Origin of the sequence: Pseudescherichia sp. (assembly GCF_031979925.1) — a bacterium.
Taxonomy (GTDB): domain Bacteria; phylum Pseudomonadota; class Gammaproteobacteria; order Enterobacterales; family Enterobacteriaceae; genus Pseudescherichia.
Genome location: NZ_DALZFB010000015.1, coordinates 1 through 19316 on the forward strand (window position 1 = coordinate 1; position 19316 = coordinate 19316).

Annotated in this window: 18 protein-coding genes and 1 tRNA gene; 6 read left to right on the plus strand and 13 right to left on the minus strand. The window is 57.9% G+C overall.

Translation table 11 applies throughout. From position 1 onward, the window contains the following. Positions 1-221 precede the first annotated feature (221 nt). From RTM13_RS18540 to RTM13_RS18565, 6 genes are all read left to right on the plus strand, one after another. Positions 222-298: transfer RNA gene (locus tag RTM13_RS18540), tRNA-Arg, on the plus strand. A 169-nt stretch (positions 299-467) separates the two neighbouring features. Next, positions 468-1034: a fructose-1-phosphate/6-phosphogluconate phosphatase gene (gene yqaB, locus RTM13_RS18545; RefSeq protein ID WP_312214033.1), complete on the plus strand. Its 567-nt coding sequence runs from the start codon at positions 468-470 to the stop codon at positions 1032-1034. Next, a complete protein-coding gene (locus RTM13_RS18550; protein ID WP_312214035.1) occupies positions 1031-1459 on the plus strand; it encodes a YqaA family protein in 429 nt (142 codons plus the stop codon). Before yqaB ends, RTM13_RS18550 begins: the two co-directional genes overlap by 4 nt. Before the next feature lie 78 nt (positions 1460-1537). Continuing rightward, positions 1538-3082, plus strand: a complete 1545-nt coding sequence (gshA, locus tag RTM13_RS18555) for a glutamate--cysteine ligase (RefSeq protein WP_312214134.1) — start codon at positions 1538-1540, stop codon at positions 3080-3082. 156 nt (positions 3083-3238) lie between these two features. Next, positions 3239-3754 (plus strand): S-ribosylhomocysteine lyase, encoded by a 516-nt coding sequence (gene luxS / locus RTM13_RS18560; protein WP_312214037.1) that lies wholly within the window; start codon positions 3239-3241, stop codon positions 3752-3754. 106 nt (positions 3755-3860) lie between these two features. Then, positions 3861-4619, plus strand: coding sequence for a helix-turn-helix transcriptional regulator (locus RTM13_RS18565; protein WP_312214039.1), 759 nt, complete (start codon positions 3861-3863; stop codon positions 4617-4619). Here the strand turns inward: RTM13_RS18565 and leuA are convergent. The 13 genes from leuA to RTM13_RS18630 all read right to left on the minus strand — a co-directional run bounded on the left by leuA (position 4616) and on the right by RTM13_RS18630 (position 19265). Next, on the minus strand, positions 4616-6265 hold the full coding sequence (gene leuA / locus RTM13_RS18570) for a 2-isopropylmalate synthase (RefSeq protein ID WP_312214041.1): 1650 nt from the start codon (positions 6263-6265) through the stop codon (positions 4616-4618). The genes RTM13_RS18565 and leuA overlap by 4 nt on opposite strands. 102 nt (positions 6266-6367) lie before the next feature. Continuing rightward, on the minus strand, positions 6368-7915 hold the full coding sequence (gene emrB, locus RTM13_RS18575; RefSeq protein ID WP_312214043.1) for a multidrug efflux MFS transporter permease subunit EmrB: 1548 nt from the start codon (positions 7913-7915) through the stop codon (positions 6368-6370). Between the two features lie 5 nt (positions 7916-7920). Continuing rightward, positions 7921-9096: a multidrug efflux MFS transporter periplasmic adaptor subunit EmrA gene (emrA, locus tag RTM13_RS18580; protein ID WP_312214045.1), complete on the minus strand. Its 1176-nt coding sequence runs from the start codon at positions 9094-9096 to the stop codon at positions 7921-7923. 122 nt (positions 9097-9218) lie between these two features. Next, positions 9219-9749 carry a transcriptional repressor MprA gene (mprA, locus tag RTM13_RS18585; RefSeq protein ID WP_312214047.1) on the minus strand — a complete coding sequence of 177 codons (531 nt, stop codon included), beginning with the start codon at positions 9747-9749 and terminating at the stop codon, positions 9219-9221. 163 nt (positions 9750-9912) lie between these two features. Then, entirely contained in the window at positions 9913-11097 is a 1185-nt protein-coding gene (locus RTM13_RS18590) for an MFS transporter (RefSeq protein ID WP_312214049.1), read from the minus strand. A 126-nt stretch (positions 11098-11223) separates the two neighbouring features. Further along, positions 11224-12219, minus strand: a complete 996-nt coding sequence (gene proX / locus RTM13_RS18595) for a glycine betaine/L-proline ABC transporter substrate-binding protein ProX (RefSeq protein ID WP_312214052.1) — start codon at positions 12217-12219, stop codon at positions 11224-11226. Between the two features lie 62 nt (positions 12220-12281). Continuing rightward, on the minus strand, positions 12282-13358 hold the full coding sequence (gene proW, locus RTM13_RS18600) for a glycine betaine/L-proline ABC transporter permease ProW (protein ID WP_312214054.1): 1077 nt from the start codon (positions 13356-13358) through the stop codon (positions 12282-12284). Then, the gene (proV, locus tag RTM13_RS18605; RefSeq protein ID WP_312214056.1) at positions 13351-14553 is read right to left on the minus strand and encodes a glycine betaine/L-proline ABC transporter ATP-binding protein ProV; all 1203 of its coding nucleotides are present in this window, start codon (positions 14551-14553) and stop codon (positions 13351-13353) included. The genes proW and proV overlap by 8 nt, the downstream gene beginning before the upstream one ends. 353 nt (positions 14554-14906) lie before the next feature. Then, positions 14907-15869 carry a class 1b ribonucleoside-diphosphate reductase subunit beta gene (gene nrdF / locus RTM13_RS18610; protein ID WP_312214058.1) on the minus strand — a complete coding sequence of 321 codons (963 nt, stop codon included), beginning with the start codon at positions 15867-15869 and terminating at the stop codon, positions 14907-14909. A 10-nt stretch (positions 15870-15879) separates the two neighbouring features. Continuing rightward, the gene (nrdE, locus tag RTM13_RS18615) at positions 15880-18024 is read right to left on the minus strand and encodes a class 1b ribonucleoside-diphosphate reductase subunit alpha (protein WP_312214060.1); all 2145 of its coding nucleotides are present in this window, start codon (positions 18022-18024) and stop codon (positions 15880-15882) included. Further along, positions 17997-18407 carry a class Ib ribonucleoside-diphosphate reductase assembly flavoprotein NrdI gene (gene nrdI / locus RTM13_RS18620; RefSeq protein WP_103818190.1) on the minus strand — a complete coding sequence of 137 codons (411 nt, stop codon included), beginning with the start codon at positions 18405-18407 and terminating at the stop codon, positions 17997-17999. The genes nrdE and nrdI overlap by 28 nt, the downstream gene beginning before the upstream one ends. Then, positions 18404-18649 carry a glutaredoxin-like protein NrdH gene (nrdH, locus tag RTM13_RS18625; protein WP_312214063.1) on the minus strand — a complete coding sequence of 82 codons (246 nt, stop codon included), beginning with the start codon at positions 18647-18649 and terminating at the stop codon, positions 18404-18406. The genes nrdI and nrdH overlap by 4 nt, the downstream gene beginning before the upstream one ends. A gap of 181 nt (positions 18650-18830) precedes the next feature. Then, positions 18831-19265, minus strand: coding sequence for a carboxymuconolactone decarboxylase family protein (locus RTM13_RS18630; protein ID WP_312214065.1), 435 nt, complete (start codon positions 19263-19265; stop codon positions 18831-18833). Positions 19266-19316: the final 51 nt, after the last annotated feature.

A 19316-nucleotide genomic window follows, 5' to 3' on the forward strand; every position in this document is an offset into this window, starting at 1 on the left:
AGTACTCGGCTACGAACCGAGCGGTCGGAGGTTCGAATCCTCCCGGATGCACCATCTTCTCCGAGATAACAGCCAAGCTGTTGTTTCATGGTATGCGAAGTTATCGCAAGCACCAGGGAGGATAACGTTGCTTCAGCAACGGCCCGAAGGGCGAGGCGCAGCCGAGTAATCCTCCCGGATGCACCATCTTCTAGAAAAAAGCAGTAAAGCACCACCCTGATGCATCCGTAGCTCAGCTGGATAGAGTACTCGGCTACGAACCGAGCGGTCGGAGGTTCGAATCCTCCCGGATGCACCATATTCTCTAAGATAACAAGCAACCCTCTGATTTTTTCCTTTCTAAGTACATCATTTTTCATATCCAAATTTAACTTCCTGTTTCACCCCCTAACTCCCTACCGCCATCAGCGACAAAACGCCCTGGTTACGTTAAAGTAATGTTCTGTTATCCGCAGTGTGAGAACGCGATGTACGAACGTTATGACGGTCTGATTTTCGATATGGATGGCACCATCCTTGATACCGAACCTACCCATCGTAAAGCCTGGCACGACGTGCTGGCGCACTATGGCATGCGCTTTGATGAGCAGGCTATCGTTGCGCTTAACGGCTCGCCGACCTGGCGTATTGCGCAGGCGGTAATTGAGTGGAACCACGGCGATCTCGATCCCTATGCCCTGGCGCTGGAAAAAACCGAGGCGGTGAAGGCGATGCTGCTGGACACCGTAGAGCCGCTGCCGCTGATCGAGGTGGTAAAAGCGTGGCACGGTCGTCGTCCTATGGCGGTAGGTACTGGCAGCGAGCGCGCCATTGCCGAAGCGCTGCTGGCTCACCTTGACCTGCGCCAGTACTTTGACGCCGTGGTCGCCGCCGACGACGTCGAGCACCACAAGCCCGCGCCCGATACCTTCCTGCTCTGCGCCGAGCTGATGGGCGTCGATCCCACCAAATGCGTGGTGTTTGAAGATGCTGACTTTGGTCTGGAGGCGGCACGGCGGGCAGGAATGGATGCGGTGGACGTGCGTAAGCTGTGAGCGACGTACTGTCACTCTTTTCCCTTTTTACCAGCAGTTTTCTCAGCGCCACGCTACTGCCGGGCAGCTCGGAAGTGCTGCTGGTCGCCATGTTAATCTCTGACGTCAGTCAGCCCTGGCTACTTTTGTTAATAGCAACAATAGGTAATAGCCTTGGAGGGGTGACTAACGTTATCCTTGGACGTTTCTTTCCGCTGCGTAAAACGTCACGCTGGCAGGAAAAAGCCCAACACTATTTGAAACGTTATGGCGCAGCCACGCTATTATTGAGCTGGATGCCTGTTATCGGTGATCTGCTGTGCCTGCTTGCGGGATGGATGCGCATTGCGTGGGGGCCAGTTATCTTTTTTTTATGCCTTGGCAAGGGGCTACGCTACGCCGTCCTGACGGCCGCAACCCTGCAAGGCATAACGTGGTGGCACTAATTGGTTGGTCATACGCTTTGATCGTCAACCATTACAATTATGCTTATTAGAAATGATTTCGACAGGCGGGAGGTCAACTTGATCCCGGACGTATCACAGGCGCTGTCCTGGCTGGAAAAAAATCCTCATGTCCTGAAAGGGATTATGCGAGGGCTGGAGCGCGAAACGCTGCGCGTTAACGCTGACGGCACGCTTGCAACAACCGGACATCCGGAGCAGCTTGGCGCAACGCTGACACATAAATGGATCACTACTGATTTCGCGGAAGCGCTGCTGGAATTTATTACCCCGGTTGATGGCGATATCGATCATATGCTGACGGTGCTGCGCGACGTGCATCGTTACACCGTGCGTAACCTGGGGGATGAACGGCTGTGGCCGCTGAGTATGCCCTGCTACATTGAGAATGGGCAGGATATCGAGCTGGCACAGTACGGTACATCCAATATTGGTCGTCTCAAGACGCTCTACCGCGAGGGGTTAAAAAACCGCTACGGTGCGCTGATGCAGACCATCTCGGGCGTACACTACAACTTTTCCCTGCCGATGGCCTTCTGGCAGGCAAAGTGCGGCAGTACGGACAAAGAGGCGGTCTCCGACGGCTATTTCCGACTGATCCGCAACTACTACCGCTTCGGCTGGGTGATCCCCTACCTGTTTGGCGCGTCGCCGGCTATCTGCTCCTCATTCCTGCAGGGTAAACCCACCACGCTGCCGTTTGAAAAGACGGAAGGGGGGATGTACTACCTGCCGTATGCTACCTCGCTGCGTCTGAGCGATCTCGGCTATACCAATAAATCGCAAAGCAATCTCGGTATTACGTTTAACGATTTAGAGGGTTATGTGGCAGCATTGAAACGGGCGATCAAAACGCCGTCCGCTGACTACGAGAAGATGGGGCTGACGAAGGATGGCAAGCATCTGCAGATCAACACCAATATCCTGCAGATCGAGAATGAGCTCTATGCACCGGTGCGCCCAAAACGGGTGACCCGCAGCGGCGAAGCGCCGTCGGATGCGCTCCTGCGCGGCGGCATTGAGTACATTGAGGTTCGCTCCCTGGATATTAACCCCTTCTCGGCGGTGGGTGTGGACGAGCAGCAGGTTCGCTTCCTCGATCTGTTTATGGTCTGGTGCGTACTGGCCGATGCACCAGAGATGAGCAGCGACGAGCTACTCTGCACCCGCACCAACTGGAATCGTGTAATTCTGGAAGGGCGCAAGCCGGGCCTGACGCTGGGCATCGGGTGTGAAACCGCCCAGTTCCCGCTGAAAGACGTCGGCAAAGATCTGTTCCGCGACCTTAAGCGCGTCGCGCTGACCCTCGACGGTATTGACGGCGGTAACGCCTATGCAGAGGTGTGCGATCAGCTAGTCGCGAGCTTTGACAACCCAGAGCTGACCTTCTCGGCGCGTATTCTGCACTCGATGCTCGAAAGCGGTATCGGTGGCACCGGCAAGGCGCTGGCGGCACAGTATCGTGATATGCTGCGGGAAGAGCCGCTGGAGGTTCTGCTGGAAGAGGACTTCACCAAAGAGCGCGATGCATCCTGGGCGCGCCAGCGGGAGATTGAGGCAGCGGATAGCGAGTCGTTTGAGGATCTGCTGGCAAGACACGCCTGACAGAGACAGAAAAGAAAAAGGCCACATTGCTGTGGCCAAAATTTCATCTCTGAAAACAGGGATGATGATAACAAATGCGCGTCTTTCATATATTCAGACTTGCATGCGTTCAAAGAGTTCACTTATTTTTTAAAAAATCACTCCGGAGGTGACAAAATGCCGTTGTTGGATAGCTTCACTGTCGATCACACCCGTATGGAAGCCCCTGCTGTTCGCGTTGCGAAAACCATGAACACGCCGCACGGCGATACCATCACCGTCTTCGATCTGCGTTTCTGCATCCCGAACAAAGAAGTGATGCCGGAAAAGGGCATCCATACGCTGGAGCACCTCTTTGCGGGCTTTATGCGCGACCACCTGAACGGTAACGGCGTTGAGATCATCGATATCTCGCCGATGGGCTGCCGTACCGGCTTCTACATGAGCCTGATTGGCACGCCTGACGAGCAGCGTGTTGCCGATGCGTGGAAAGCGGCGATGGCCGACGTGCTGAAGGTGAAAGAGCAGAACCAGATCCCTGAGCTGAACGTCTACCAGTGCGGGACCTACCAGATGCACTCTCTGGATGAGGCGCAGGAGATTGCCCGCCATATCCTGGAGCGCGACGTGCGCGTCAACAGCAACGACGCGCTGGCGCTGCCGAAAGAGAAGCTGCAAGAGCTGCACATCTAGCAGTATGGAACGCCCGGCGAGCCTGCCGGGCCTACAAACGGCACCGCGTCCTGTGTAGGCCGGGCAAACGCAGTGCCGCCCGGCGTTTGCGCATCGGCATATTAAAATGACTACCACCACGACCTTCTCTTTTACCCACCGCCCGCTGATCCCCTTTGCCCATGATTATGCGCATGGCGACAGTGAACCATGGCATCAGCACGACTGCGCGCAGCTGCTGCATAGCCTGAGCGGTGTGGTCAGGGTTGAGACCGCAGCAGGCTGCTGGGTGGTACCGCCAGGGCGGGGCGTCTGGCTCCCTGCCGCGACGCAGCATGCGTTACGTATTACCGGCAACGTTGCCGCCCGCACGCTATTTATCGATCCTTTAGCACGCGCTGACCTGCCTGCGTCCTGCCAAATCGTGCAAATTTCTCCTCTGCTGCGCGAGCTGATTGTCTCATCGTTCGATCTGGCCGAGCGCTACACGCCGGGCAGCCGCGATGAGCGCGTCTATGAGCTGATCCTTGATGAGATCCGCGTGATGCAGGCGCTGCCGTTTCATCTTCCCGAACCGCAAAGCGACCTGCTGCGCACCCTTTGTCAGCAGATCGGTGAAGAGCCTGCCCGGGAGTGGACCACGACCCTGGCGGCAAGCTTGACCAATATGAGCGAGCGCACGCTCAACCGCCACTTTCAGCAGCAGACGGGGTTAAGCTTCGGAGAGTGGGTACGCCGGGCGCGCCTGATGGAGGCCCTGCTGCGCCTGGCGCAGGGGCAGTCGGTGCTGCGTGTGGCACTGGATACCGGCTACGGCAGCCATAGCGCCTTTACCGCCATGTTTCGCCGGGTGATGGGCGTTTCACCCAGCGACTATTTTCGTTAGGCCAGCGTATTTAGCAGCGCCTGGAGCGACGCACGAGCAACGTCGTTATCGATGCCGACGCCCCAGCGGCTGCTGCCATCCTGAAACAGACAGTGAATATAGGCGACCGAGCGGCTGTCGCTGCGCTCGCCCAGGGTGTGCTCATGATAATCTTTTATTACAAACGGCTGCGCTACCCACGAAGCTAGCCCGCTGGCGGCGGCAGAGAGCAATCCGTTGCCGTGCCCTTCAAGCTGTCGCGTTTCGCCGTCGTTCGAGACGGCGGCGGTTAAACGTAACAGCCCATCCTGCTGGCTCTCACTGCTGTAGCTGAGCAGCCGGAAGCGCGGCGCTGCCACCAGCCCGTAGCGACTGCGGAAAAGCTGCCAGAGCGCATTTTGCGTCATCTCTTTGCCGCCCTCGTCGGCCTCCCGCTGCACGTGCTGGCTAAAGTCCTGCTGCAGGGCGCGGGGCAGCGTCAGGCCATGATTCTGCTCAATAAGCCACGCGCTGCCGCTCTTGCCCGACTGGCTGTTGACGCGGATCACCGCCTCATAGGTGCAGCCGATATCCTGCGGATCGATAGGCAGATAGGGCATTTCCCAGCGTTCACCAGGCTGGCGTGCGTCGAATCCTTTTTTAATCGCATCCTGGTGCGAACCCGAGAAGGCAGTATAGGCTAGCCGTCCGGCCCAGGGGTGGCGAGGGTGCACCGGTAGCTGATTGCAGCTTTCAACCACTTCAACCACGCGGGTCATATCGCTGAAATCCAGCCCCGGCGTGACGCCCTGGCTATAAAGATTCATCGCCAGCGTCACCAGACAGACGTTGCCGGTACGCTCGCCGTTGCCAAACAGACAGCCCTCCACGCGATCCGCCCCGGCCATCACTGCCAGCTCGGCGCTCGCCACCCCCGTACCGCGATCGTTATGCGGATGGACGCTGATACAGACCGCCTCGCGCTGGCTGAAATGGCGGCAGAACCACTCAATCTGATCGGCATAAACGTTAGGCGTATTCACCTCCACGGTGGCGGGCAGGTTGATAATCATTGGCCGTTCGGCACTGGGCTGCCAGATAGCCGCCACCGCTTCGCAAATCTCCAGGGCGAACTCTGGCTCGGTAAAGCAGAAGGTTTCCGGCGAATACTCATACTGCCAGCGCGTTTGCGGGTTCTCTTCGCACAGCTTACGAATCAGGCGCGTACTGCGGGTCGCAAGTTCAATAACTTGCGCCTTCTCCATACCGAATACCAGACGGCGAAACAGCGGCGCAGTGGCATTGTAGAGATGTACCGTTGCCCGGTTGGCACCGCGCAGCGCGTCGAAGGTTCGCGTAATTAAATCCTCGCGCGCCTGGGTTAATACCTGGATCGTCACGTCGTCGGGAATGTGCTCTTTTTCAATCAGCTGGCGAACGAAATTGAAATCGGTCTGCGAAGCGGAAGGGAAGGCTACTTCAATCTCCTTAAAGCCGCAGTCGATCAGCAGGTTCCAGAGCTGCATTTTACGCGCCACGTCCATTGGCTCGGCCAGGGCCTGGTTGCCGTCACGCAGATCGGTAGAGAGCCAGCGCGGCGCATGGGTAATCTGCTTTTCCGGCCACGTGCGATCGGGCAGGGAGAGAGGAGGGTAGGGCTGGTATTTTTGTGCGGGGTTTTTCAGCATGATGTGCTCCTGTTGTCTTTTCACTATGGTGAAGCGATTTCAGGAGCACGGCTTTATCAGGACGGACAATCCCTGTCGCAGTCCGGTCAATTTACTTAGCGATCAGTGCGCGCCACCGCCGCCGCTGCCTGCACCAAACGGCGGTTTAGCAAACCACACCAGCCCCAGCATGATCACAAATATCCCCGCGGACATCCAAAATATCTCGTTTGCCGAGATAATCAGACCCTGGTTAGTGATCTGCTGGGCTATCCAGCCGGAGGCCTGCTGCTGTGACATCCCCATTCCCTGCAGCTGGTCATACATGAGCTGAGCGTTGGGGTTGTAGGGATTCACCGACTCCGTGAGCTGGGCATGATGCAGCGATTCACGGTTGGTCCATAGCGTGGTGGTGATGGAGGTGCCGATGGAACCTGCCAGCGTACGCGAAAAATTCGACAGGCTGGAGGCGGCCGCAAGACGCTCAGGCGGCAATCCAGAGAGGATAATGGTCGTCAGCGGCATAAAGAAGCAGGCGACGGCAAAGCCCTGGATGAACTGCGGTAGCGCCGAGGCGGCAAAGTCCATGCCCGGCTCGAAGGTGTAGGCACGCCAGTAGAAGCAGACCGCATACATGATAAAGCTGAAGGTAACCAGCCGACGCATATCCAGCTTGTGGGCAAAGCGGCCGATTATCGGCGACAGGATCACCGGGATGATCCCCACCGGCGCAGAGGCCAGCCCCGCCCAGGTGGCCGTGTAGCCGTAGACCTCCTGCAATAGCTGCGGCAGCAGCACAATCGCGCCAAAGTAGAGCATGTAGGCCATGCTGATACAGAGGCAGCCTATGGTGAAGTTGCGCGACTTAAACAGCGAGAGGTCGACTATCGGGTTCTCGTCGGTTAACTCCCAGACTATCAGGAAGCTTAGCGCCACCACCGCCACAATGGTCAGGATGATGATCTCCCTGGAGTTGAACCAGTCCAGCTCTTTCCCCTGGTCGAGCATCACCTGCAGGCTGCCGATGCCAATCACCAGCAGCGCCAGCCCGACGGCATCAATGCGCCGCTGCTCGGTGCGGGTTTCCCGACCGCGCAGGCTCTGCATCGCCATGATCACCACCACGATGCCAATCGGCACGTTGATAAAGAAGATCCAGCCCCAGTGGTAGTTATCGCTAATGTAGCCGCCCAGGATCGGGCCGCAGATCGGTGCGACGATGACCGTCATTGACCACAGCGCCAGCGCGATAGAGCGCTTCGCCGGTGGGTAGTTGCTGAGCAGCAGGCTTTGCGATAGCGGGATCAGCGGACCGGCAACGATCCCCTGCAATACGCGGAAGAAGATCAGCATGTTAAGGCTGGTCGAGACTCCGCACGCCCAGGAGGCGATGGCGAAGGCGATAGTTGACCAGAGGAACAGCTTTACCTCGCCGACGCGCTTCGCCAGCCAGCCAGTGATCGGGATGGAGATGGCGTTTGCCACCCCAAACGAGGTGATTACCCACGTCCCCTGGCTCAGGGATGAGCCAAGGTTACCGGCAATGGTAGGGATCGCCACGTTGGCGATGGTGGAGTCCAGCACCTGCATAAAGGTCGCCAGCGACAGCGCAATGGTCATAATGACCAGCTGCGCCCCCTCCAGCGGTTTTCTCGGTTGCGTAGCGCTCATCAGGGTTAGCCCGCGTTGGCCTGCACGATATCGTTAATCAGGGTATTCACCGGCTCAAGGCCGATCTCCCGCGCGTTACTCTCGTAGGCTGGTGTGGTCCGGGCCTGGCTGGCCAACACCTGACCGTCGCTGTTGCTGGTGTCTACCGTGACCAGCGTCGACAAGCCAATACGCAGCGGATGCTGAGAGAGCTGGTTGGCATCCAACTCAATACGCACCGGCAGACGCTGAACCACTTTGATCCAGTTCCCGGTGGCGTTTTGCGCCGGAAGCAGCGAGAAGGCGCTGCCGGTACCCATATCAAGACCGACCACCTTACCGGTGTAGGTCACCTCATCGCCATAGATATCGCTGACCACGGTCGCGCTCTGGCCAATGCGCATATGCGCCAGCTGAGTCTCTTTAAAGTTGGCATCGACCCACAGGCCAGAGGCCGGGACTACCGCCATCAGCGCGGTTGAGGGGCTGATCTGCGCGCCAGGCTGTACCGCACGACGGGAGACGTAGCCGGTCATCGGGCTGACGATCCTGGTACGCTGCAGGGCGAGCCAGGCGTTGCGTACTTCGGTCGCGGCCTGCTTCACCGCAGGCTGATCTTCCAGGCGAGTGCCAAGGATCATCGCCTGGTTAGCGTTATACTGCTGAACCGCTACGTCGAGCTGGGCCTGGGCGCTGGCCACGGCGTCGCGAGCGTGCTGAAGTTCTTCACGGCCAATCAGGTTGGCGGTACCAAGCGGCACGCGGCGGTTGAGATCGCTCTGCGCCTGGGCGAGGGCGGTCTTCTGCACCTCAATATTGGCCTGGTACTGCTTGCTGTTGATCATCAGCTGGCGGGTCTGGCGCACGCTGGAGGCCAGCTCGGTCTGCGCTTTCTCGAATGCCTGCTGAGCGTCGGTAGGATCCAGCGTGACCAGCACGTCACCCTGTTTCACAAAGTCGGTGTTGTCGGCCCAGACTTTCGTCACGCTGCCGGACACCTGCGCCATGATTTGTACCTGGTTCCCTGCCACGTAAGCGTCGTCGGTCTCTTCGTGATGACGCAGAACTAAAAACCAGTAGATCCCATATGCCACGGCAATAACGATAAAGAGCAAAGCCAAAATAATCAGGATGCGCTTACGCTTACCCTTCTTATTGTTGACCGGTTGCTGCGGGGTTTGACTCTCCGCATTTGCGCTCATGTTTGTTCTCCACGATCTTATTATTTCACATCGGCTGAGCCGACCTGTTCACCAAAAGGCCAGCACGCTGTGCTGGCCTGGCAATTTCTTATTTAATCAGGATTGTCGTGCGGATCGTCGCGTTAGCGCAGCGCCTCGAGGATGACGTCTTGTTCATCCATCTCATCCAGGCGCGTCAGCAGCTTACGGGTAATCTTCTCAAGCTGCTCTTTCTCTTCAACGGTAAGCGAGGACCAGAGCTGATGCAGGCAGTTATGCTGCGGAGGCAGTACCTGACGTAAAAATTCATGACCTTTATCGGTCAGCTGCAGATGCAGGCAGCGGCGATCGTTATCGCTCTCACGGCGCTCGATCCAGCCGCGCTTTTCCAGTTCATCGGCGATACGGGTCGCATTAGTACGGGACGAACCCAGCGCACAGCTCAGCTCAGAGGGTTGAATGCTGTGGTTTTCCTGAGACTCCAGCGTAATTAACGCCATAAATAACGTCTCGTTAATCCCTTGAGCTTTCAGCATCTTATTGCGGTTATCCAGCAGCTTCCCCTGCATGTGCATGCACAGACGGGTGAGGAGGATCTCGTTAAACGGGAAATCCTCATAGCGACTGGCGCGAAATTTTAGCATTTGTTCAATGGGCGTAAACGAACTATCCATTTTGGGCATGACCTCATTAGTTACAGCCGATATAGTAACGATAGTGACAAATAAAGTAAATGTATTAATTGTGGATATACATTCAGGAACTGAAACCGTCACCAAGCGGGGGATACCTTACCACCCCCGCCGTTACCTAAGTCAACAAAAGGTCAATGAACGGCTACTCCGTAGCCGATTGCCGATGATAACCACGCCACCAGACCAGCAGATTGAGCAACGCCATTATGCTGCCCGCGAGGCAGACGCCGCGCCAGCCGTCGTGCTGCCAGGCGCTGGCGGAGATCAGCGACCCGGCCGCGCCGCCAATAAAGTAGCTGGTCATGTAGCCCGCAGTGAGACGGTTACGTGCCTCTGGCTTAACGCGATAGATCACCGTCTGGTTGGTGATATGAACGCCCTGTACTGTGAGATCCAGCACGATAATACCGACGATCAGCGCCAGCGCCGAGGCGTGGCCGAACCAGATGGCGATCCACGACAGCAGGAGCAGCAGCAGTCCCCAGGTGGTGGTCAGGTGCGATTTACCGCGATCCGCCAGGCTACCCGCTGGACGTGCGCCGAGCGCGCCCGCCGCGCCTGCCAGGCCGAACAGGCCGATGACGCCTTCGGAGTAGTTAAAGGGCGGGGCAGCGAGCAGGAAGGCCATAGAGGTCCAAAGGATGCTGAAGTTAGCAAAGGTGAAGCAGCCCAGCATGGCGCGGGTGCGCAGCAGCCTGTCGCGGGTAAAGAGGGAGAACACCGAGCCGAGCAGCTGGAAGTAGTTGAGGTGGTTGTCCTGCTTGACCTTGGGCAGGCCGCGCCAGAGGGCAAAGGCCATCGCCACCATCAGGACGCTCGCCACCCAGTAGACCGTACGCCAGCCGCCGAGATTCGCCAGCAACCCGGCCACGGTGCGCGCCAGCAGGATCCCCAGCAGCAGGCCGCTCATAATGGTCCCTACCACCTTGCCGCGCTTCGCCGGTGTGGCGAGCGTCGCGGCCAGCGGCACAAGGATCTGCGCCACGACGGAAAAGAGGCCGGTGAGGGCGGTACCGAAGATCATCATTCCCAGTGACTGGCTGGAGGCGGTGATTAACATGCCGCCCGCCGCGAGCAGGGTCATCACCACGATCATCGTGCGGCGCTCAAACATATCCCCCAGCGGCACCAGCAGCAGTAGACCCGCCGCGTAGCCGAGCTGGGCGGCGGTCACGATAAAACCGGCCTGGCTGGAGGAGAGTGAAAAGGCGCGCGCGATGGTATCAAGCAGAGGCTGGGCATAGTAGTTACTGGCAACGGCGAGACCGGTAGCCACGGACATAAGCACGATCAGCGCGGGGCTGAGCGGATGGGTAGATTTAGTCATGGATAGAAGATCGTCAGATAAATGATTATTTATCATAACGAATCCGCCGGAGCGTGGGGAGGGATCGTGTGTCGGTTCGTGCGCTTGAAAAAATACTCCCCCACCGGCTGGTGAGGGAGGGAGAACTTACTGCTGAGCGGCCAGCGCCTCTTTTACCCAGCCATCAAACTGCTGCTGGTGGGCTTTGATCCAGCCATCGACGTGGCCCTGGATATCCGCTTCTGACGCTTTACCCGCGTGCATCATTGCGTTCTGGGCGTTGATGTCCGCCAGCGGCAGCTTCATGAGGGAGAACAGCTTCGCCGCCGCCGGGTTTTTCTCTGCCCAGGCTTTGTTGGCTACGATATGCATGGTGTTAACCGGGAAGCCATAGTTCATGCCGTTCGGCAGCTTGGTATCGATATCCTTCTGCTCGCCCGGCAGAGAGGAGAACGGCACCTGTAACCAGACGACGTCGCGGCCCGGCTTCATCACGTCGCTCACCCAGTATGGAGTCCAGGTGTAATAGATGATTGGCTTACCCTCTTTAAAGCGGGCAATGGTGTCGGCCATCATCGCGGAGTAGTTACCGTGGCTAACCTCAACGGTTTTCTCCAGATCGAAGGCTTTGTTCTGGTGGTTAATCACCGCTTCACAGCCCCAGCCCGGCGAGCAGCCCATCATGTCGGCTTTACCGTCACCGTTGGTATCGAACAGTTTGGCGATCTTTGGATCTTTCAGCTGTTCAATATTGGTGATGTGGTACTTCTCGGCGGTTTTCTTATCAACCAGATAGCCCTGAGCCGCACCGGAAACAAAGGTGCCTTCGCGGTAGAACTTCTTATCACCACCGGCGGCGGCGTACATGTCGTCATGCAGCGGCTGCCAGTTAACGGCGGTGAAGGTGGCATCGCCAGAGGCGATAGAGGTGTAGCCAACGTTATAGTCAACTTCGCTGGTTTTATTCACGGTGTAGCCGAGCTTCTCAAGGGCGCGGCTGACCAGCAGGGTCTGGAATGACTCTTCGGAGATGGTGCTCTGCACCGGCTGAACGGTAATGCCTTTGCCTGGCAGGTCAGCGGCGAAAGTGCTGGTTGAGACAAGGGTGGCAAACGCTGTGGCAATAAGTACGTTATGTCGCATCGTTGTTCCTTAATTATGGAGGGCTTATAGGCCCGGCAGGCGTAGCGCCGCCGGGCAAGAACTTACTTAATGAAAGGGCGGGTGATTAACCCAACCGGGCCGGAGGTATACCAGCGACGGTTACCACGGCTACGGGAGTCGCGGCCAACGGCCTGGGTCAGGCGGTCAAGGATGATCGCCAGGATTACGATCCCGACGCCGCCCACGGTGGCAAGGCCCATATCGAGACGGCCGATACCGCGCAGCACCATCTGGCCGAGGCCGCCTACGGCGATCATCGAGGCGATCACCACCATCGAGAGGGCGAGCATCAGCGTCTGGTTCACACCGGCCATGATGGTCGGCATCGCCAGCGGCAGCTGCACTTTAAACAGCATCTGGCGCGGGCTGGCCCCGAACGAGCGTGAGGCTTCGATCAGATCTTCCGGCACCTGGTTAATCCCCAGGATGGTCAGACGTACGATCGGCGGCAGGGCGAAGATAATGGTCACCACCACGCCCGGCACGTTACCGATACCGAACAGCATGACGATCGGCACCAGGTAGACAAACGCCGGGGTCGTCTGCATTGCATCCAGCAGCGGACGGATAATTTTCGCCGCCCGCGGACTGCGCGCCAGCCAGATCCCCAGCGGCAGGCCGATCACCACGCAGAAGAGCAGGGCGGTCAGCACCAGCGCCAGGGTGATCATTGCCTGCGACCAGGCACCGATCGCGCCGATCAGGATCAGCGACACCAGGGTGGCGATCCCCATGCCCGCGCTACCGAACTGCCAGGCGATCAGCGCAAAGACCACGATGGCGACCGGGGCAGGCATGCCCAGCAGCAGCTGCTGGAAGCCGTTAAGGATATAGTCCACCGGTACGCGGATGCCCTGGAACACCGGACGGAAGTGGGTAACCACCCAGTCGATGCCGGTAGTGACCCAGCTATCCAGCGGGATCAGCGTCTTGTGGAACGGATCCATGATATTGAAGTGTTCCGGCGCAGGCGGGGCGCTGGTCAGCCAGTCTGCGCTGCCGCTGTCCGTCGGCGCAGGAGCTGGCGTGCCCCAGGCGTCTGCGGACTGTGTAGCAGTAGTTTGTGCGGCGCTGTCCGCCGCCTCGGTGGTTCCCCACGGATTAGATTGATCAGCCATTGTTTGCCCCCTCGCGATCTAAAGCCTGCAGCAGCATCCGTTTTGAGATGATGCCGACGTACTGTTGCTCCTCACCCACTACCGGCACGGCACAGGGTGCCTGACCTACATGGGAGAGCAGTTCGCTAAGCGGCGTCTCTGCGTCGACCGGAGCCGGAGAGTCAATTAATGCCGCGTCGATGCCCTGCTGCTGGCTGAGCGCCGCCTTCAGGGAGTCGATGGAGACCGTACCGACAAACTTGTTGCCGCGCTCGATGACGTAGCCATATTCGCGGTCCTCGTCCTCCAGCAGCTTCAGCGCCGAGCGCGGGCCGAAGCCGGGGGCTTTACGCAGCAGGCCAACCGGGCTGCGGCGGGCAATATCCTTGGCGCTAAAGACCTGGCTGATGTCCACCCCGCGGAAGAAGGTACGCACGTAGTCGTTGGCCGGGTTGTTGAGGATCTCATCCGGCGTGCCGACCTGCACCACTTCACCGCCCTGCATAATGGCGATGCGATCGCCGATGCGCATGGCTTCGTCGAGGTCATGGGAGATAAAGACAATGGTGCGCTGCTGGCGGGACTGGAGCTTCACCAGCTCGTCCTGCATCTCGGTACGGATCAGCGGATCGAGAGCAGAGAACGCTTCGTCCATCAGCAGAATATCGGGGTTGATCGCCAGGGCGCGGGCAAGGCCCACACGCTGACGCATGCCGCCGGAGAGTTCATCCGGATAGGCGTGGGCGTAATTCTCCAGCCCTACCTGACGCAGCGCATCCAGCGCTTTAGTCTGGCGCTCGCCCGCAGGCACTCCCGCTAATTCCATACCAAACGCCGTATTGTCCAGTACGGTCATGTGTGGCATTAGCGCGAATGACTGGAAGACCATCGCAATCTTTTTCCTGCGCACCTCGCGAAGTTCGGCGTCGGAGATTTTGGCGATATCGACGCCATCAATCAGCACCTGGCCGCGGGTGGGTTCAATCAGGCGATTGAGAAGGCGAACCATGGTCGATTTCCCCGAACCGGAGAGCCCCATGATGACGAAGATCTCGCCTTCTTCAATGGCCAGACTGGCGTTGATAACGCCAAGGGATAGCCCTGTTTTTTCCAGAATTTGTGCTTTCGAAAGTCCTTTTTCGATATATTTGAACGCCCGCTGCGGGTTATCGCCAAATATTTTATAGAGGTTCTTTACTTCGAGTTTAATTGCCATGCAATAAAAAGGTTCCCGTATTTATTTATATCAATAACAATCCTGATGGAAATAATGACCGGGCTATACCCTAGCACAGTGAGAATCTGAGACAACCCTCAATTGCACTCTGGCATGGAAATTGCCGAACCGCGAACGGCGCGACTTCCAGTGATATAAGGGCCTGGCGGCGATATGCGAGGGGCGCAATTTTTTTGTTACGGCAACGGAAATTACTCCGAATTTAGACAATTCAGAGGAATAATTAGCAGGGGTTAACAGTAAGCTACAAAGAAATAAATTTGTAATATGAATGACGGTTTTGGGAAATATCCTGGCGGCCCGGGCCGAAATAGGGGCCGCCGAAATAGCAATTAAAAATCCCAGTCCGCGTCTTCGGTTTCCACCGCTTTGCCCATCACGTAGGAGGAGCCGGAGCCGGAGAAAAAGTCATGGTTTTCATCGGCGTTGGGTGACAGCGCCGCCAGAATAGCCGGGTTCACGTTGGCCATCTCCGGTGGGAACAGCGCCTCGTAGCCGAGGTTCATCAACGCCTTATTGGCGTTGTAGCAGAGAAACGCTTTCACCTCCTCTTCCCAGCCGGTTCCCGCGTAGAGCGCCTCGGTGTAAGCCAGCTCGTTATCGTAGAGATCCATCAGCAGATCGAGGGCGAAATTTTTCAGCGCTTCCCGCTCGCCAGCATCCACTTTTTCCAGCCCGCGCTGGTACTTATAGCCAATGTAGTAGCCGTGCACCGCTTCATCACGAATGATCAGCCGGATGAGATCGGCGGTGTTGGTCAGCTTGCCCCGGCTGGACCAGTACATCGGCAGCCAGAAGCCGGAGTAGAACAGGAACGACTCCAGAAAAACGCTGGCGATCTTCTTCTTCAGCGGCGCGTCGGCGGCGTAGTGCTGCAGAATAATCTGCGCCTTACGCTGGAGCGGGGCGCTCTCCTCGCTCCATGCGTAGGCGGCGTCCACGTCGCTGGTCTGGCAGAGGGTGGAGAATATTGAGCTGTAGGAGCGGGCGTGCACCGCCTCCATAAAGCTGATGTTGGACATCACCGCCTCTTCGTGGGGCGTAATGGCATCTGCCATTAGCGCCGGTGCGCCGACGCCGTTCTGAATGGTGTCCAGCAGCGTCAGGCCAGTGAAGACGCGGATCGTTAGCTGCTGCTCGGCGTGGCTTAGCGTTTGCCAGGCGGGAATATCGTTCGACAGCGGCACCTTCTCCGGCAGCCAGAAGTTGCTGGTCAGCCGGTTCCAGACCTCCAGATCCTTATCGTCCTGAATAGTGTTCCAGTTAACGGCGCTAACCCGTGATAAACGGCTCATCCTCTTCTCCTTACAGCGCGCATGACACGCAGCCTTCAATTTCGGTGCCTTCCAGCGCCAGCTGACGCAGGCGAATGTAGTACAGCGTTTTGATGCCCTGCTTCCAGGCATAGATCTGCGCCCGGTTGATATCGCGGGTAGTGGCGGTATCCGGGAAGAAGAGGGTCAGGGAGAGGCCCTGATCGACATGGCGCGTGGCCGCCGCGTAGGTATCGATGATCTTTTCCGGGCCGATCTCATAGGCATCCTGATAGAGATGCAGGTTATCGTTAGTCATAAACGGGGCAGGGTAGTAGACGCGTCCGGTTTTCCCCTCTTTGCGGATCTCAATCTTCGACACGATGGGATGAATGCTGGAGGTCGCATGGTTGATATATGAGATAGAGCCGGTAGGCGGTACGGCCTGCAAATTCTGATTGTAGATGCCATAGCGCATCACATCGTCACGCAGTTGACGCCACATCGCCTGCGTCGGCAGAACGATCCCCGCTTTGGCAAACAGCGCGCGCACGGCCTCGGTTTTCGGCTGCCAGCTCTCCTCAATATACTGTGTAAAGTAGTCGCCGCTGGCGTAGCGCGACTGCTCAAATCCGGCAAAGCGCTGTCCACGCTCGCGGGCCAGCATCATGGAGGTGTTCAGCGCATGCCAGGTCACGGTGTAGAAGTAGAGGTTGGTAAAGTCGATCCCCTCTTCGCTGCCGTAGGCGATGCCCTCCCGGGCCAGGTAGCCGTGCAGGTTCATCTGCCCGAGGCCAATGGCGTGCGACGCGGCGTTGCCTGCCTCAATCGAGGGCACGGAGCGAATGTGGCTCATGTCCGACACTGCCGTTAGCCCGCGAATGGCGGTCTCCACGGTGCGGCCAAAGTTGGGCGAGTCCATGGTATGGGCGATATTCAGCGAGCCAAGGTTACAGGAAATATCGTGCCCGATCCGGGCGTAGTCGAGGTTCTCGTCATACTCCGAGGCGCTGTTGACCTGCAAAATCTCCGAGCAGAGGTTGCTCATGTTGATCCGCCCGGCAATCGGGTTAGCACGATTTACCGTATCCTCGAACATGATGTACGGGTAGCCCGACTCGAACTGGATCTCCGCCAGCCGCTGGAAGAAGTCGCGCGCGTTAATGGTGGTCTTGCGAATACGATCGTCAGCGACCAGCGCGTCATAGTGCTCGCTGATCGCGATATCGCCAAAGGGTTTGCCGTAGATACGCTCCACGTCGTAGGGGGAGAAGAGCGCCATCGGGGCGTTCTCCTTCGCCAGCCGGAAGGTGACGTCCGGGATCACCACGCCTAACGAGAGCGTTTTAATGCGGATCTTCTCATCGGCGTTCTCCCGCTTGGTATCGAGGAAGCGCAGGATATCCGGGTGGTGGGCGTGCAGATAGACTGCGCCTGCCCCCTGGCGTGCGCCCAACTGGTTAGCGTAGGAGAAGGCATCCTCCAGCATCTTCATCACCGGGATGACGCCGGAAGACTGGTTTTCAATCCGCTTGATTGGCGCACCCGCCTCGCGCAGGTTCGATAGCAGAAAGGCTACCCCGCCGCCGCGCTTGGAGAGCTGGAGCGCCGAGTTCACCGCCCGGCCAATCGACTCCATATTGTCTTCAATGCGTAGCAGGAAGCAGGAGACCAGCTCCCCGCGCTGCTGCTTGCCAGCGTTTAAAAAGGTAGGGGTGGCGGGCTGGAAGCGGGCCGAGAGCATCTCTTCGGTAAGCTGACGGGCCAGCGCCTCATCACCCTGGGCCAGGGTCAGGGCAACCATTACCACCCGATCCTCAAAGTGCTCCAGGTAGCGCTTGCCATCGAAGGTTTTTAGCGTATAGCTGGTGTAGAATTTCCATGCGCCAAGAAAAGTTTGGAAACGAAAACCGCGGCTGTGGGCTGTGGCAAAGAGATCGATGACAAATCCCTGGCCGTAGCGCGCCAGCACGCTGCCGTCGTAGTAGCCCTCGTTCACCAGATAGTCCAGCCGCGTCTGCTGGCTGGCAAAGGTCACGGTGTTGGGCAGCACATGCGCGGTATGAAACGCCTCCACCGCCTGCCGATCTTTCTCAAACTGAATGTGACCAGATGAATCATACAGATTCAGCATGGCATTCAGCGCATGGTAGTCCGGCGCGGCCTGCATCACGCGCTCTGCGGTTGTCGTTGCCAAAATTCGCTCACTCCTTTTCGCACGTTATCGAGATCCTGCTGCGTGCCCATCAGTTCAAAACGGTAGAGGTAAGGGACGCTGCATTTTTGGGAAATCACATCCCCGGCACGGCCATAGGCATCACCGAAGTTACGGTTGCCAGCAGCAATGACGCCGCGGATCAGCGCCCGGTTTTGTGGATCGTTCAGAAAGCGGATCACCTGGCGCGGCACCGCGCCTGCCGTACCGCCGCCGCCGTAGCTGGGAACGATCAGAATGTAGGGAACGTCCACCTGAATGCGTTCGCGCTCGTTAAGCGGAATGCGCACCGCCGGCAGCCCGAGACGCTCAATAAAGCGCTGCGTATTTTCCGAGCTGCTGGAGAAGTAGACGAGGGTGCTCATGCGCTGGCGACGCGGGAGGCGGGCAGCAGGCGGTTAATCATATCCGGACGGAAGCCGGACCAGCTGGTTTCGCCTGCAATCACTACCGGTAGCTGGCGAAAACCCTGCTCACGCAGCGTGTCGGCGGCTTCCGGATCGAGGTCGATATTCACCATCTCAAACTCAACGCCGCGGCTCTCCATGGCCCGTTTTGTGGCGTGACACTGGACACAGTTGTTTCGAGTGTAAATAGTAATGCGCATGATTCGTATTCCCATCTATAATGGCAGGTCGGCGCGAAAAATCGCACCGGGATATGTTGTTCTTGCTTACAGGAATACTAGATGTAGTTATAAAAATTATCAACTACGCTATATATAGGTTTTAGGGATGATTTATGCCCCGCCGAAGTGTTCAGCGGGGACGGGCGGTTTTTGGCTGAAATTACAGGCGCATGGCAACGGCGAGGCGGTTAAAGGCATTCATCAGGCTGATGGCACAGGTCAGATCGCTCACCTGCTCGGCGCTAAAATGCGTCAGCAGGGGCTGGTAAACATTCTCTTCCGCGTGGCTGTCGGCAATATGGGTGACCGACTCTGCCCACGCCAGCGCCGCCTGCTCTTTATCGCTGAAGTGATGGCTGATACGCCACCCTGCCAGCGCATCGAGTTTTGCCTGCTCAACGCCTGCTTTACGTAGCGCCCGGCTGTGTTTGTCGAGACAAAATGCACAGCCGTTGATTTGCGAAATGCGCAGGTAGATAAGCTCAATAAACGTGTTATCAAGCGAGCACTGCTCCAGCGCCTGGCCGGCCTGAATAAGGCCGTTATAGATGGCTGGACTAAGTTCATAGAAAGGCTGGCGTAGTAGCTGGGTCATGACTCTTCTCCTCGTTAAGATGGCGAAAATGTAGCACTATGATGGTCTGCT

Coding starts and splice junctions, on each gene's coding strand:
- RTM13_RS18630 (WP_312214065.1), bottom strand. CDS start 19,265: ATGACCCAGCTACTACGCCAGCCTTTCTATGAACTTAGTCCAGCCATC.
- nrdH (WP_312214063.1), bottom strand. CDS start 18,649: ATGCGCATTACTATTTACACTCGAAACAACTGTGTCCAGTGTCACGCC.
- proW (WP_312214054.1), bottom strand. CDS start 13,358: ATGGCTGATCAATCTAATCCGTGGGGAACCACCGAGGCGGCGGACAGC.
- RTM13_RS18590 (WP_312214049.1), bottom strand. CDS start 11,097: ATGACTAAATCTACCCATCCGCTCAGCCCCGCGCTGATCGTGCTTATG.
- leuA (WP_312214041.1), bottom strand. CDS start 6,265: ATGCTGAAAAACCCCGCACAAAAATACCAGCCCTACCCTCCTCTCTCC.
- nrdF (WP_312214058.1), bottom strand. CDS start 15,869: ATGAGCCGTTTATCACGGGTTAGCGCCGTTAACTGGAACACTATTCAG.
- luxS (WP_312214037.1), top strand. CDS start 3,239: ATGCCGTTGTTGGATAGCTTCACTGTCGATCACACCCGTATGGAAGCC.
- proX (WP_312214052.1), bottom strand. CDS start 12,219: ATGCGACATAACGTACTTATTGCCACAGCGTTTGCCACCCTTGTCTCA.
- RTM13_RS18565 (WP_312214039.1), top strand. CDS start 3,861: ATGACTACCACCACGACCTTCTCTTTTACCCACCGCCCGCTGATCCCC.
- proV (WP_312214056.1), bottom strand. CDS start 14,553: ATGGCAATTAAACTCGAAGTAAAGAACCTCTATAAAATATTTGGCGAT.
- nrdI (WP_103818190.1), bottom strand. CDS start 18,407: ATGAGCACCCTCGTCTACTTCTCCAGCAGCTCGGAAAATACGCAGCGC.
- yqaB (WP_312214033.1), top strand. CDS start 468: ATGTACGAACGTTATGACGGTCTGATTTTCGATATGGATGGCACCATC.
- mprA (WP_312214047.1), bottom strand. CDS start 9,749: ATGGATAGTTCGTTTACGCCCATTGAACAAATGCTAAAATTTCGCGCC.
- emrB (WP_312214043.1), bottom strand. CDS start 7,915: ATGAGCGCTACGCAACCGAGAAAACCGCTGGAGGGGGCGCAGCTGGTC.
- emrA (WP_312214045.1), bottom strand. CDS start 9,096: ATGAGCGCAAATGCGGAGAGTCAAACCCCGCAGCAACCGGTCAACAAT.